At 45.4% G+C, this 15,577-nt stretch carries 7 protein-coding genes and 1 pseudogene; 5 read left to right on the top strand and 3 right to left on the bottom strand.

The features are described 5' to 3' along the window. Positions 1 to 328 precede the first annotated feature (328 nt). Positions 329 to 1,609 carry a glycoside hydrolase family 125 protein gene (locus CEF13_RS02760; RefSeq protein WP_102709310.1) on the top strand — a complete coding sequence of 427 codons (1,281 nt, stop codon included), beginning with the start codon at positions 329 to 331 and terminating at the stop codon, positions 1,607 to 1,609. Between the two features lie 177 nt (positions 1,610 to 1,786). Here CEF13_RS02760 and CEF13_RS02755 read toward each other — a convergent pair whose 3' ends face one another. Next, on the bottom strand, positions 1,787 to 1,993 hold the full coding sequence (locus CEF13_RS02755) for a hypothetical protein (protein ID WP_102709309.1): 207 nt from the start codon (positions 1,991 to 1,993) through the stop codon (positions 1,787 to 1,789). Between the two features lie 180 nt (positions 1,994 to 2,173). Here CEF13_RS02755 and CEF13_RS02750 point away from each other — a divergent pair, with 180 nt between their 5' ends. The 4 genes and pseudogenes from CEF13_RS02750 to secA2 all read left to right on the top strand — a co-directional run bounded on the left by CEF13_RS02750 (position 2,174) and on the right by secA2 (position 7,044). Continuing rightward, a complete protein-coding gene (locus CEF13_RS02750) occupies positions 2,174 to 2,992 on the top strand; it encodes a LytTR family transcriptional regulator DNA-binding domain-containing protein (RefSeq protein ID WP_243864677.1) in 819 nt (272 codons plus the stop codon). Positions 2,993 to 3,096: 104 nt separating this feature from the next. Then, positions 3,097 to 3,943 (top strand): annotated as a pseudogene (locus tag CEF13_RS02745) (ABC transporter ATP-binding protein). Then, positions 3,940 to 4,650, top strand: coding sequence for an ABC transporter permease (locus CEF13_RS02740; protein ID WP_102709307.1), 711 nt, complete (start codon positions 3,940 to 3,942; stop codon positions 4,648 to 4,650). Before CEF13_RS02745 ends, CEF13_RS02740 begins: the two are co-directional and overlap by 4 nt. Positions 4,651 to 4,752: 102 nt before the next feature. Further along, on the top strand, positions 4,753 to 7,044 hold the full coding sequence (gene secA2, locus CEF13_RS02735) for an accessory Sec system translocase SecA2 (RefSeq protein ID WP_102709306.1): 2,292 nt from the start codon (positions 4,753 to 4,755) through the stop codon (positions 7,042 to 7,044). An 80-nt stretch (positions 7,045 to 7,124) separates the two neighbouring features. On the opposite strand, the gene CEF13_RS02730 is transcribed toward secA2, so the two are convergent. Together CEF13_RS02730 and CEF13_RS02725 are read right to left on the bottom strand one after the other, a co-directional pair. Next, the gene (locus CEF13_RS02730) at positions 7,125 to 7,763 is read right to left on the bottom strand and encodes a YczE/YyaS/YitT family protein (RefSeq protein ID WP_102709305.1); all 639 of its coding nucleotides are present in this window, start codon (positions 7,761 to 7,763) and stop codon (positions 7,125 to 7,127) included. Positions 7,764 to 7,966: 203 nt separating this feature from the next. Beyond that, positions 7,967 to 15,367 (bottom strand): cadherin-like beta sandwich domain-containing protein, encoded by a 7,401-nt coding sequence (locus CEF13_RS02725; protein ID WP_102709304.1) that lies wholly within the window; start codon positions 15,365 to 15,367, stop codon positions 7,967 to 7,969. Positions 15,368 to 15,577: the final 210 nt, after the last annotated feature.

The raw sequence follows: 15,577 nt of genomic DNA, 5'->3' as shown, positions 1-15,577 counted from the left end.
GTACCGCCCTCGCATGACGGCGGCTGATTTTCCATAAAGCAAACGCATTCATATCCGTCTTGCCCAGCTCATACGTCAAATTGTAGGAGACGCAGCGGGCCTTGGTAAATATGTCGAATGTGCATTGTCATGCCAAAAAGCCTGTCATACCAGGCATGACAAGGCTTTCAACATTTGGAGCGCGATCCCCGAATTGTCATTGTCAGGAGCAAAATGTGTTGTATTTTACCCTCCATTCCACCTTCAAATGATACATATTGTGCTTTGCTGCGGGGTGTGACATTCTTTCTTGAGACCGATTACATCTCTACAGGAGGTTGTCCACCCCATGATTGTACCTGCATCCATAACCCGTTTCCTTGACCAGGCCGACGATCAGCTGGCCCACCGGCCCAAGCTGCAGCGGCTGTTCCGCAACTGCTATCCTAACACGCTTGAGACGACAACCAAGCTGCTCGACGACGGTACAACCTTCGTCTTCACCGGCGATATCCCGGCGATGTGGCTGCGCGACTCCACCGAGCAAGTACGGCACTATCTGCCGCTCGCCAGAGAAGACGAAGAGCTCCAGCGCATCCTGAGCGGACTGATCGCCCGGCAGATGTTCTATCTGACCATCGACCCGTATTGCAATGCCTTCAATGAAACGGCCAGCGATGCGCACTACCGTGCTAGCGACGACTGCGATCTGAACCCTTGGATGTGGGAGCGCAAGTATGAGCTCGACTCGCTCTGTTTCCCGGTACAGCTGCTGTACTCCTATTGGCAAGAGACTGGGCGCACCGATGTGTTCACCGACACCTGCTACCGGGCGCTCACGTCCGCCGTTAATTTAATGATCACCGAGCAGCGGCATATGGAACGGTCACCGTACCATTTTATCCGCGAAACCCATCAGGAGACCGAGACGCTGCAAAACGACGGCCGCGGCCTTCCCGTGAACTATACCGGCATGACCTGGTCCGGCTTCCGCCCGAGCGATGATGCTTGTCTGTTTGGCTACAACATCCCGAACAATATGTTCGCCGTGGTGGTGCTCGGGCATATCCGCCAGATCGCCAGCGAGATCTTCAAGGACGAACGGTTGGCCGAGCGGGCCGAGAAGCTGCGCAAGGAGATCGACTTCGGTATCCGCGCCTACGGCATTGTGAATCATCCTAAGTATGGCCCCATCTACGCGTACGAGACGGACGGCTTTGGCAACTACTGCCTGATGGACGACGCCGGCACGCCGGGACTCATCTCGATCCCGTATATCGGCTACACCGGCACCGACGATCCGGTCTACCGGAACACGCGGCGGTTTGCATTGAGCTTTGACAATCCGTTCTACTTTGAGGGCAAGCATGCGCGCGGCATCGGCAGCCCGCACACTCCGGGAGGCTATGTGTGGCATATGGCCCTCTCCATGCAGGCGCTCACCTCCGACGACGACGACGAGATCCGCGAGCTGATCGACATGCTGGTGAACACCGACGCCGATACCGGCTACATGCACGAGGGCTTCCACCCCGACGACCCTGCGGACTTCTCTCGTCCATGGTTCGCCTGGTCCAACAGCCTGTTCGCTACCCTCATCGTCAAGGCGATGGAGCGCGGTTTGGTGTAGCAAATAGTCTGACGCACTCCCGGTTAGCCAACGTTTGAACAACTAGCCCGGTGGTTAACCATCATGTATACGCAACCGAAGCAGGCAGGCCAACCGGCCTGCCTGCTTCTTGTAGTGATCTTATCAACAATGAAATTTAGAAGGCTACCTCAAAAGCATCACAGCGATAAATTGATTTTAAAAACTTCCCCCTGCATTGCCGCCAAATACGATTAACCCACCTTCTGGCAGTACGACTGAATGGTTCATGCTGTTCTCATAATGAGATACTAGCTGCTCTCCCGATTCGAATAGCTCAATTTCAAATTCTATATTTGACTTTACCGATAGTGTAATCAGGATTAGCCGATCGTCCGTTGCATTGGATTCAATAGAAACTGACAAAAAAGTATCCCAACAGTATAATTGTTTAATATATCCTATAGTGGAACTGACCTGGAGGACGGCATGCAATTTCAACCAATGTATGATAATGGGGAATTATTTTTACCGAAGATCGAATTAAATATGACATCGAACCAATCGATTGGCATTATAACGGACTTGAAGCGAAAGCAGCTTTTAATGAATCAATTAGTCAATTATTCTGAGTATTATTTATTTCGAGCTGGGCAAGGCGAGTATATGCGTTTAACGGTGGAAGAGCTAATCACTTTTCTAATCAAAGTAACGGAGAGGAATGAGCGTGTCGCTTTGTTAATGGATTATTTTGCTTTAAAAGAAGAACGGAAGGTAAAAATCAAGGATCTAAGCTCATCGAAAAGGATGTATGTGACATTGCTGCGTGTCTTTTTTGCGCATCAGCCTACACTTGTACTGGAGGAACCCTATTTTTACTTGGAAGAACAAGATCGTCGTCATTTTAAACGGATTTTAGATGACCTTTCGAAAGAAAAGCAGATTTTAATTTTAACTTCGAATTTAGAGGATGCCATTATTTCCTGTGATGCCATTTATCGATTGAACGAGTCCGGATTTCATCCTTTGGATATTCGGGACTCAGAAGAGGATAAGCAGGAAGTACAGAAACAAGATGAGGCCAATATAACCTTACAGAAGATCTCTACCAAAAGAAATGACAAAGTGATTTTATTTAATCCGCCTGAAATTGATTTTATAGAAAGTATAGAAGGTTCGATCCTTGTTCATGTGGGTGGGGGAAATTATGACTGTGCTTTGACGCTAACCGAGCTGGAGCAGAGATTGTTGAATTTCGGTTTTTTTAGGTGTCATCGATCCTACATCGTTAATCTGCAAAAAGTAAGAGAGATTATTACATGGACGAAGAATAGCTACAGCTTGCGGTTAAATACAGGTCAAGATGCCGTGGTTCCGTTATCCCGTTCAAAATTGCACGAATTAAAAGCACTTCTTAACATTTAAATGGTACCATTCAGGCGATAATAGCTACATTTCGGCGGGTTTTGATGGCTGGAAGCATGCAATCTTAATATACTTAAGCCATCAACGCTAAGGAAGTGGTGTTAATGGATGTTATCCAAGTAGAACATATTCGAAAGAGATTTGGAAATAAGGATGCATTAGCAGATGTCTCTTTTTCAATTCCAAAAGGAGAAATTTTTGGTTTCCTAGGTCCGAGTGGTTCAGGAAAAACAACATTAATCAAGATTTTAACTGCGCAGTTAAATGCTACAAGTGGACAGGCAAGTGTATTTAACCTACCAGCGGAGTTGATGCATCAGTCTGCACAGAAGATGCGCTTTGGCATTTTGACGGATAACAGTGGTCTATATGAGAGATTATCGATAGAGGAAAATCTAGAGCTGTATCGCCAATTATATGATCTTCCTAGATCTTCGATCGATAAGGTCCTGCAGTTTGTAAACTTAAGCGGAGAGCGCAAAAAGAAAGTCAGTCTCTTATCTAAAGGGATGCGTCAGCGAGTCTTGTTGGCATGCGCGATTATCCATGAGCCAGAATTGTTATTTTTAGATGAACCTACTTCGGCTTTAGATCCGGTAAACTCAGCACATATTTATAAAGGCTTACGCTACTTAAATGAGAAAGGGACAACGATTTTTTTAACTACGCATGATATGGCTGAGGCAGATTTGATATGCAACCGTGTAGCGATTCTGTATCAAGGACAAATCCAAACTATCGGCTCACCCGAAGGAACTTAAACGACAGTACCGGGATAACGTGGTTTGTGTTGACTTAATAAATGGGGAAAACTACGAGCTTCCGTTAGATGAGGGAACTGCTGATCAAATAGCCGATTGGATGAAACGAGGGTTAATTGATACATTAGAAACGAAAGAGCCAAGTCTGGGTGATATTTTTATTAAAATGACAGGAAGTGAGTTACTATGAGTATCTCATTAAAACGTGCCCGGGCGATATTTGTGAAGGATTACAAAGAGTTCACACGCAATTATGCCGTCTCCATTATGTTGATTTTCCCAATTATCCTTGCACTTCTTTTTCGAAGTGTAGACCCGTCTGTGCCTGGAATTTTCGCTGTAGTTCTAAATCTTTCGTTTGTGATACTGTCATGCTTCACACAAGCATGCTTGATTGCGGAAGAAAAGGAGCGCAACACTTTACGATCATTAATGATGACTCCGGCCACGACAATGGATGTTTTGTTCGGTAAAAGTAGTTTAGTCTTTGTAATGTCTGCTGTTGTTCTGGGTATTGTTACGTATATATTAGGCTATGAGCCAACTAGTATATGGGCATTTGTGGCAGTAATCATTCTTTCGATTATTCTATACACAGCAGTGGGGACGATATGTGGTTTATTCTCCAAGACGGTGCTTGAAGCATCATTAACTATACTTCCTGTGATATTCATATTCACTGGGGCGCCATGGGGAACGTTACTAGTAGATGATTTTCCGATATTCAAAGTGTTGGAGTACTTACCAAGCACTCAACTTGTGTATTTTCTAGAAGTACGCAATACAGGCTTTACGATGGGAGATTTATTCCCCCCCCTCCTCATTACTTTGGCATGGACGGTTGTATTAACGATTGTATCTGTTGTTTTGTATCAACGACGGTTAAAGGATGAGTAGGAACGGACTATTCGATGTTCGGCTTGCCGTATGGCGTTACCGTGAATTATATTTTAGCCACTTTAGAATCGCGTATTTCTACTGAGGGGAGATCAAATTCCTATGCATATAGCCGTCAAGTTGATGCAAAAATTCAAAGACCGCGAAACCCAGAATAAGCTGAAAGTCTATCAGGACAAAGCGAAGCTCATCAGGAAACGGAATTTGGAAGCATGGGACGATGGGCAGCTTCAAGCGGAATCCCTCCGGCTGCAAAAAGAAGCAAAATCGGGTACGCCTTTGGATGAGCTGCTTGTCGATGCATATGCGTTAGTCTGCGAGGCAGCGAAGAGAAAGCTCCGATTACAGCCTTACGATGTCCAGATCATGGCTGCCATCGCTCTGCACGAGAGATTTCTGATCGAGCAGCATACCGGTGAAGGAAAAACGCTCTCTGCTGTTATGCCTGCTTATCTAAATGCGTTGACCGGCGAAGGTGTTCATGTGCTGACTTTTAACGATTATTTGGCAAATCGAGATGCGGAGTGGATGGGCCCGATCTATCGTTTCCTCGGGTTAACCGTAAACTCGGTTCAAGCGGGCATGAGCCTATCTGAGAAACAGGAAGCGTACGCCGCAGATATAACCTATGTTACGGCCAAAGAGGCGGGATTCGATTATTTGCGCGACACGATCGCACTGGGCGAAGACGATACCGTGCATCGTCCTTTCCACTACGTCATCGTCGACGAAGCGGATTCTCTGCTTCTCGACGAAGCGCGGGTGCCGCTAGTCATTGCCGGCGAGCCGGGCTCTTCCATTAGCGACGGTATTCGTATCGCAGAAGTGGCTCGGCAGCTCAAGCAAGTTGAGCATTACGACTTCGACGAGTTCCAGCGGAACGTTTATTTAAATGAAGTGGGTTCTTGGAAAGCGGAATCGCTGCTGGGATGCGGCAATTTGTACGAAAGCCATAATAGTCATTTGTTATCGTCATTAAATTGCGCGCTGCATGTGGAATCGTTATTGAAAAAAGACGTCGATTATATCGTCCGGGACGGGAAAATCGAGCTAATCGACGAATATACCGGCCGCGTGGCGGAGAACAGGCATTTGCCAGACGGGCTGCAAGCCGCGCTAGCGGCCAAAGAAGGGCTGCAGTCGACAGCCGGCGGGCAAATTCTCGGGACGATTACCCTTCAGCACTTCCTTAGCCTGTATCCCAAGATTTGCGGAATGACGGCTACCGCGCACGCTTCCGCAATGGAATTCGAAGATATTTATGCGCTGCAGGTCGTGCAAATTCTGCCGAACCGGCCAAACATCCGGATCGACCATCCGCTCCGGATTTATACTCACAAAGAAGCCAAACATAAGGCGCTTGTACAAGAAATCTCGTCCGTCCATGCGACGGGACGTCCGATTCTCGTTGGTACGTCAAGCGTTGAGGAGTCTGATATGCTGGCGGAGGCGCTAGCGGCTGCCGACGTACCTTGCCATGTTCTGAATGCGAAAAACGACGCAAAAGAAGCCGAGATCATCGCCAGAGCGGGAGAAGTCGGCGCCGTGACGGTGTCTACGAATATGGCGGGACGCGGCGTCGACATTCGCCTCGGCGGCGGCAACCCCACGCAAGCAGAAATTGTCGCCAAGCTGGGCGGGTTGTACGTGATTGGTACGCATGTGAACGAAAGCGTGCGGATCGACGACCAACTGCGCGGGCGTTCTGGCCGCCAAGGGGACCCGGGAGCTTCCATATTTTTTGTAAGCTTGGAGGACGAGTTGTTGCTTCGCTTCGGCATTGATAAAGAGTTTCGCAATCTTAGGCAGGATGAGGCTCTCGAAAAGCCGGTACTCCGCAGCAAAATCGCGCATATTCAGCGCGTTACTATGGGCCAAAACTTCCATATCCGCCAGGAACTGAACTGTTATTCGGATATGGTAGAGGATCAGAGGCGAATTCTATACGAGGAGCGGCTCGGAATTTTGAAAGGCGAGAAGCAGATGAGCCCTTCTGAGCAGCGGGTACGGCTTTTTTATATCGACGAGTCCTGGGCCGACCATCTGGCATACGCTTCTTACATTCGCGAAAGCATCCACTTGGAGAGCCTTGCTAGCCGCAATCCGATCGACGAATTTCATATGCAAATCGTCCAAGCATACGAGCAAATTCCGGCTAAAATAAATAGAGAGTCGGCGAATATGCTCGCAAGACTCGGAGGTTCGAATGATCCGGCGGAGTGGGAAAAGTTCGGTCTGAAGAGCCCTACTTCCACTCGGACTTATATTATCAACGATCAATACATCCAGAATAATCGCAGCTCATGGACCCCAGGGACGATAATCGCTTATTATATTCGCAAGATTTTGAGTCCAGTATTCGACCGGGTATTTTCTGCACTAAACAAAGGCTGATTGCGTTGTCCCCACTTGCTGCACGAAATAACGGCTGTGTGAAAAAAAAGCATGTACCAATGGATCCATTGGTACATGCTTTAGGCAAGTGATTGTCCTTTTTTCGCGACGATAGAGACAAATAATTTAATAAAATAGCCTACTAAAAATGCGGACACAACCGTGCCAATACCAATGCCATTAAGACTGTGGAAAGCGAAGAGAGAGATTAGTGTAGCAATAATAACGAGGGTCCAGTCAAATGCCATCTTTACAGTACCAAATTCTTTATTTAACTTTCTGGATATCACCTTAACGAGGCCTTCACCCGGATTGATAATGAAATTAGCTTTAACCTGAAGGAAAATGCCCAACGCTATAACCGCACAGCCCCCCACAAGAGCAAATCCTTTAAGGAAGTAGTTGGATGGAGGTGTGAAATCGAATAAGAACATGCTTAAGTCAATAAAGAGGCCAAATAGAGGCCCGACTAGAATCTGTGTATATTGGAACTTTGGAAATGCACGCCCCAAAATAGCAATTTCAATTAAAATAAATACCATGCTAACGATTAGTGTTAAAACGCCAAAGGACATCGGTGAGATCATACTCATTACATAGGGTATTGTCGAAATCGGTGATGTACCTAAATTTGATTTGGTAACTAAAACAATGCCGATGCTCATCAGCATCATACCAAGTACAAAAAGGAGGCCACGTTGTACAATCTTTTTACTCATATGCTAATCCTTTCTTAATTTATTATTTACATCGTTAAATAATGCAATCTTATTATTTTAACACAAAAATAATACGCTTGTTTAAGAACAAGCGTGTTTCCATGTTTTGTTTCTCAATTTAACAAGTTCCCTCATTGAATATGCACGAAAAAAGCGGATCAGGCTGTTAAGCCCGATCCGCTTGCTTTTCATTGAAAGATTCTCTAGTTGTGTTTGAACTCAAGCGCTTTAAGTAGAACCGTAACCGCTTCCGCTCTTGTCGCTGTGTCCTTCGGAGCAAACCGATTGTTGCTACGGCCTTTAACGATACCACTTTCTACCGCTGCTTCAACTGCTGCTTTAGCCCATACCGGAATGTCGGCATCATCAGCAAATGAGGTTGAAGCCCTTGAATCTTGCACGATGCCAAGCGCATTTGCCAGCATCATAACCATCTCAGCGCGGCTAACTTTAGCATTTGGCCTAAAACTGCCGTCCCCGTATCCTTTGACAATGCCTGCTTGCACCGCTTGTGAAATTGCTTTCCTAGCCCACGAGCCAATGGTTGCTTCGTCGGTAAAGTTCAGGACAGCCCCATCACCTTGAAGGTTCAGCGCATTGGCCAGCATGACTGAGAACTCAGCGCGTGTAACAGTTCCATCAGGTTTGAACGTACCGTCAGCATAGCCGCTTACTATGCCTTTAGATGCAGCCAATTTTATGCTATCCATCGCCCAATGGCTTGCAATGTCGCTGAACACCGTATCTGGATTCATAGACTTCTTGTCTACGGCAAAAACCGCAAATTTGGTGAAGTGATTCACTTCAACTGTAACATGATAGCCGCTTGCAATACCTCCGATTTCCACCCAAACCTTTTTATCCTCGTCATAGAAGAATACAGATGCAGTTTGACCTTCTCCAAGTTTATGCGGGTCGATTACGAAGGTGAGCGTAACCGGAATAGAGAAGTTCTTAGTGAAGTTTTTCAAAATTTCAAAGATTGGGCTAAGAAGAACATCCTTATCTGTAATGAGTTGTGAAGTTTCCTTCACTTTCTCTACCGATAAATTTAATTCCTGTTGGGTTGCGCCTTCAGGTATTGTAATGATCATGGATTCTTCAAAGCTAGTTGTTCCGCCTTTACCGGCGGGTAATTTCACTTGGTTCTCTTTAGGAGGTACGATAATGACTGGAATGCTACCGCCGCTGTTGTTTGCAACTGCTCGGTTAACGATAATAACATACTCTTTTTCTGTGTTATCTTCTGCTACCACCTTCACCGTTACCGTGTTTGCCCCTACCACAAGGCCATTTGCACCGCTCACTTCAACAGTGGCATTCTCGTCCTGTTTCGTGTACGATACCGTCACCGAATCGGTGCTATTCGGCACATTCATGACATAGATCAACTTGTCTGATCTAAATTCGCTCACTGTCGTTCCGTTTACCTTCAGGTCGCTCAGTTTTGAATTGCTACTGCTGCTGTTGTTTGCAACTGCTCGGTTAACGATAATAACGTACTCTTTTTCTGTGTTATCTTCTGCTACCACCTTCACCGTTACCGTGTTTGCCCCAACCACGAGATTGTTTGTATTGCTCACTTCGACCTTGGCTTTTACATCCGATTTCGTGTAGGATACCGCTAACGAAGTCGTGCTATTCGGTACATTCATAATATAGATCAACTTGTTTGCACTGAACCCGCTTACTGTAGTACCGTCTATCTTCAAATCGCTAAGATTTGCATTTGACGACGGTGCACGTTTGATTGTGATAACAAAAACTTTCTTTGTTGACAAGTCTTGTGCAGTCACAGTTACTTTTACGGTGTTGTTTCCAACAACCAAATTGCTTCCGCCACTGATGACAACCGTCGCATTCTCGTCAGCCTTCGTGTAAGTTACCACCGTGGAAGAAGTGGTATTCGGTACATTCACGATATAATCCAACTTATTGCTGTTAAACCCACTAACAGTAGTTCCATCCACTTTCAGGTCAGTTAGCTCTGCATTCGATGATACAGGATTTGTCCGATGTCTAGGATAGTCATTTCCTTCATTAATCTCCCATACTTTAACAAAATCCCATCCAACAAATGTAGATTTCATCTTCATTTCCGCTGTCGTTTTACCCGTTCCATAGACACTAGTAAGCTGATTGGAACTTTGGGTATCCCAATAGGATGAAGTTATGGAATACTTCGGTGAAGGACCGTCCTTAACGCCGCCGATCAACCCGCCAACATCGGTTTGTCCGGACACTTCTCCAACAGAGTAGCTATTGGTAACCTTACCGAAAACATCATTTTGGTTATCCAGATATCCAGTGAGTCCTCCAACGTACTGAACGCCGGTTACCTTTACATCTGTGTAGCTATTAGATATCGGTGATCGTTGACCTCCTCCTACTAACCCTCCGACATATTGATTTCCAGTAACCGACCCTGTTACACTTGAATTTGCAATGGACCCGCTTCCGCCCATATAGGCAACCAATCCGCCGACCCTATTCTTCCCGGTTACGTTTACGTCTTCCAATCTAACATTTTTATAATGAATTCCTGTCGAATAACTGAAAAGTCCCACATAGTCCATAGTAGGTCGATTGATTGTTAAACCGGTTATCTTGTAGCCATTACCGTCGTAAGATCCTCGGAATTGAGCAACACTATCCCCAATCGGTAGCCAGCCCAATCCGTCAGCTGCACTATATCCAGACAAATCTATATTCGCCCCTTGTTTAAAGTGGGCAGACAGATTATCCCGGATCAAGTTAAGATGTATCGCAGATGTTACGATATACGGATCAGTAATCGAACCAGAACCCGACATCGTTTCTTCTGGTGTGGGGATATACGGCCCACGTGTAATGACCAATAAATAAATTTGTTTGGTTCCGTCTTCCGCGGTTACTGTAAACTTAACCGTATTATCGGCTACCTGCAAATTGCTTACCGTGTTGCCTGATAGGGCAAGCTTACCGACGACACCAATATCCAGCATTGCATTCGAACCTTCCTCAACGGCTGCTTCTACCGTCAATTCGGTCGTACCGTGAGATACATCCATCATATAATAATGGACACTTGGGTCAAACCCTTCGAACGTTTTTCCATTGACTTTGAGATCCGCCAAGTTCTTTTTCGAAGATTTTACATCCGCCTCACGGCTCACGGTTATCTCATAAGCTTGTATCGTTGAATCTTGTGCCGTTACCGTTACCTTAACAAGATTCGGCCCGAAAACCAAAGCGCTTCCTCCCGTAACCTCGAGCTTCGTGTTCGAATCCGCTACGAATGTCGCAGATACGGTTACAGAATTGACGTCTTTCAAAACGTTCATTGTATAACCCGTTAATTTATCAGCTGAAAAACCAGCCAGAGGGATGCCATTGATGCTTAGTCCCGACAAATTAACATTCTCCATTGCATCCGGTCGCAGGCTTCTGTGCGTTGGATAACTCACTCCTTCGGATATTGTCCATAAGTTGTCGAAATCCCAACCCACAAACGTGGATTGTTTCTTCATATCCGCGGTCGATTTTCCTACGCCGCCGCTAAAGCTTGTTGGTCTAGCCGATGTAACGAGATCCCAATAAGAAGATACAACTTGTGGAGAGGTAGCACTGCCGCCTCCGAGAATTCCGCCTCCGATCGACACCTTTCCTGCCGAATAACTATTAATAATTCTTTCTTTTGCAGCAGATGAGGATGTTTTCCCGGCTAGTCCTCCTACATTACTATTGTTCCCGGTTACATCTACAATCGCATAGCTGTTCAAAATGGTTGTGTGCTGCAGATCGCCAATTAATCCGCCGACTGATCCAGTCCCTTTTACTACGCCGGTGGCGTAAGTATTTTCAATGACACTAGGCTGTTGATCACTCATAAGACCAATTAATGCGCCTACTTCGGTTTGTCCTGTGACATGGACGTTTTCCAGTCTGATGTTTTTGAAAATGACTTTCCCTTTCGAATAACCGAATAATCCCACATCTTTAGAAATGTCCGGACGGTTGATGAACAAATTGCTGATTACATAGCCGTTGCCATCAAGCGAACCATAGAATGGATTAGCCATTGTCCCGATCGGCATCCAACCTTTGCCGTCTCCAGCATCAAATCTATCTAGATCGATGTCAGCACCAAGCTTATAATGCCATGCATAATCCCCCGGTTGACTCGTCTGACCCAATTTATCGCGAATACTATCGAGATGAGCTGCAGTCTTGATAATAAATGGATCACTCTCTTTTCCTGTTCCAGTCATACCCTCGCCGGAACTTCCCTCGCGATTGACTTTAATCGTATACTTTTTAACTTCAGTATCATTCTGATTAATTGTTACATATACCAAGTTTTCACCTATTACCAAGTTATTTCCACCTGTTACAACAACTTTCGCATCCGAACCTGTAAGAGTTGTTGTAACAACGGCAAACTCTATATCATTGCTTACATTTACTTCGTAATCTAGTTGACCATGATCAAAACCACTTAGAGGCTGACCATTCACTTTCAATACACTGATGTCTGCTGATGCTGGTGATGGTACCTCAGATGTATCCGCAGATTGAATCGTGAATGTATCCAATACAACTCCAGAATCACAGGTTCCTTTTCCCTTTTTCGCCAACAATTCTTCTTCTTGTTTCAATCTTTGTTCGGCGTTCATAAACCCTCCGGATGGACCGCAATAAAATTCGCCTGCAATTTTATCTTCTTCGAAGGTTAATTGTAGTGCTCCCCATTGATAGAATCGCTCAGCTGACCAGTCTGGAGCAGGACATTCCGACCATATGCAACCATCTACGATTGGGGGCCCATTAAGATCTACACCGCCGGTTCCTACCGTAATAAAGACAACCCCATCGGTTACTTCCGGATTAGTCCGTTCATAATTATGGTTGTGGCCATTCAAATGCAGTACATACTTAGGATATTTTTTCGCAAAATTTCTGAACATACTCTGAAGCGTTGAATCACTAGTTCGGGATGAAGTTGCCCAAACTTGCCGATGAGTCAAAGTGACAATAAATGTGATGTTCGGATCCAGCTGCGCCTGTTCATAGATGGGATCGACTTGTTCTACCCAATTTGACCAGGTTTCCGTATTGTAAGGTTCAGGCTGAATGATAAAGCGTGTGTTACCATAATCAAACCAGTTCCAATCACCCTTGCCGTAACTGATCTTTGGTGAAGACGCTTCAGTCCGGGAATTTGGCAGATCGAATCGCCCTTTATAATTCGTTAAATTGTCCCCAGGTCTATCCCATTCATGATTACCCCATAATGGCATAAAGGGTACATGCGTACTCCATAACATAACATCGTTAAAGTGACGTTCAACGACGCGCATGCCGAATGTCATATCGCTCTGTGTATTGGCATAGGTGTAATCTCCCAGTCCAAAGTACACATCTGCGTTGAGGCTGGCAATCAATTCATTGATCGGGCCGACAGATCTTCCATGGTTTAGCGTTGAACCAACGTCTCCTGTCGTGACGAACTTAAATCCAGAATTACCGTTCGGCAGTTTCTTCTCAGGCATATTTCCTGGGATCGGTGCAGTTCTAAATGTGTATTCCTCATCCTCGTTAATATAATAATGATAAGTCGTATCGGGTTTAAGCCCGGTGATTCTCGCCTCTCGCCACGGCCCTTCCGAGGACATCGGCACAATGTCCGGTTCGCCGGCTTGAACGGCCTTTACATCACTTGATGTTTCCCAGTAATGAATTTCATCCGGACCGGCCTTCCAATCAAATGTAACGGAATGCGGTCCCGTAAGCGTAAAGTGTATTTGCTCTGCTTTCCCGGAATCCGGTTCTTCCACCTGCTCCTCTACCGCCAAGTTATATCCAATAAACTCGAAACGATCAATTCCTGAATAATAGCTGGTAGAGTCAGGGTGTTTTTCAGCCTTTGGAACTAATTTGATCGTATGGGTTCCTACTTGATCCCATTGCTTGTAGAACAGACTCGATGGTCCTTCCCAAACTGGAGTGTACAAATCCACTGTTGCTTCTTTAACACCGTCTATGTAGACATCTGTTACGCCACGGTTAAGTCCTTTGGCATAATACCAAGAAATTTCATTTCCAGTAAATGTTAATTCTACTGAACTCTCAATTCCCGGATCTGCGTCAATAAAAGTTTGTGTTTGACCGAAAAACCCCGTATTGGTTCTATCCGTATTCCAATGCCCCGTATAAATGAGATTCGGATGAGTATCGTCTACATTAACTGTTACTAGAGGCGGATCCATGAAACGAACTTCATAAGCGTCCAGAGTGATGATTCTACCGTTCACTCGTACATCTCTTGGAAACTTGTATTTGTTGATCAGCATCGTCTTCTCTACTGTTGCCAATACTTCAATATTCGGATCGGAGGATGTTGCTTTCACGAGCCTTTTGCCTGCAGAGAAATAGTCATGCATCCCTTTGTACACATAGTAGTGTGGGGTAGGTTGTCCGCCGCCGGCATTATCTGTTGATGTAAACAGGTTGTGCTTGACAAAGTCTTCACCTTCTGTGGGATTCCACAGAAGCGCATTTATTTCTCTGCCGCCCGCAGCTTTAATCATATGATAGTAAATCGATGCCATAGCGGCGCCGACATATGGGCTGCTATCTTCGGCATTTTGATGCGAATAGTATTCGGAGAACCAAATCGGCAGGTCCGTCTTCGCCTTAATATCTTCAATAGCCTTTCCGTAAACCCATGCCAGCTCCAAGCCGTCTTCCAAGGTTATTTTATTCGGATTGTTCCAATCCTTGAACCAACGGTCAAGCGCAATAAAATCGGCTCCTACTTTGTGCGTCAGCCAATATTCCATTGCATCCATATCTTTGGCGTTGAACGGTACATGAGTATTGTTGCCTTGGTACCTTAGCGTCTCAGAACCGTCACCGGTAAGAGAAAGATAGAAGCCCCCAACAACCGCATCGGGACGTACTTCTTTTACTGCGGTATATACTTTGTTATACATTTCAGTATATTTGATGTAGTCATAATTCCCTTTGGTACCATCACTATTCACGATATTTCCGTTCCAGTATCCTTTGAACTCATTCCAAATCTGGAAGTGCTTTACATCAGGGTAGTTCTTTGCAATTTCCGCGGCAAGATATGCAAAATCATCTACATGCTCATCTTTCACCCGGTCATCCATATTCCAATCGTTGCCGCTTGTCTTCATCCAGCCTGGCGCGGTACAGAACGTAATCACCAGTTCTCCGCCAAGCTCTCTCATCATGTTTATCCGTTTGTCCAAAGACGAATAATCAATATCTTCGTCTTTGGATTTCCACGGATTCTCTGCTCCCCAGCCCATGATATGAACGTTCTGGAAATTAATAACGGGCTTTAATAAATCTTTGGCGCGCTGTACCGCTTCCGCTTCACCAGCCTCCCAAAATTTATGGGTATGAGTGACACCAAGAGAAAGGTTGCTTGTACCGTCCATGATCGTAGTGTCAACATCAACAATGGGTGTAAGGGAACTGGCCTCTGCAGGAGATGGAGCTAACCCTGCGGAGCAAAGCCCCAATATAAGAGCAGCTGCCAATATCATATTTAGCATTTTGTATTTCGATCTTCTCATTTTCCTTATGGACATTTGATACCCTCCTAGTTTTTGGGAGCGCTTTCAATTCCCTGCTTTTTACTTGCAGCCAATTTCCTTAGACAGGTCTTAATTATGAACTACACTGCATAGCATTTCTCCTTTTTCGATAATATCGCTTTCATTCCGATTCTCTACGCCTTCATTTTAGTATGTTATTTCCACAAATTATATAAGAATAATTCAAGATCGATTATACTTTAT

The sequence above is a fragment of the Paenibacillus castaneae genome (assembly GCF_002884445.1).
GTDB lineage: Bacteria > Bacillota > Bacilli > Paenibacillales > Paenibacillaceae > Pristimantibacillus > Pristimantibacillus castaneae.
This window is presented reverse-complemented; position numbering and strand designations above follow the sequence as displayed.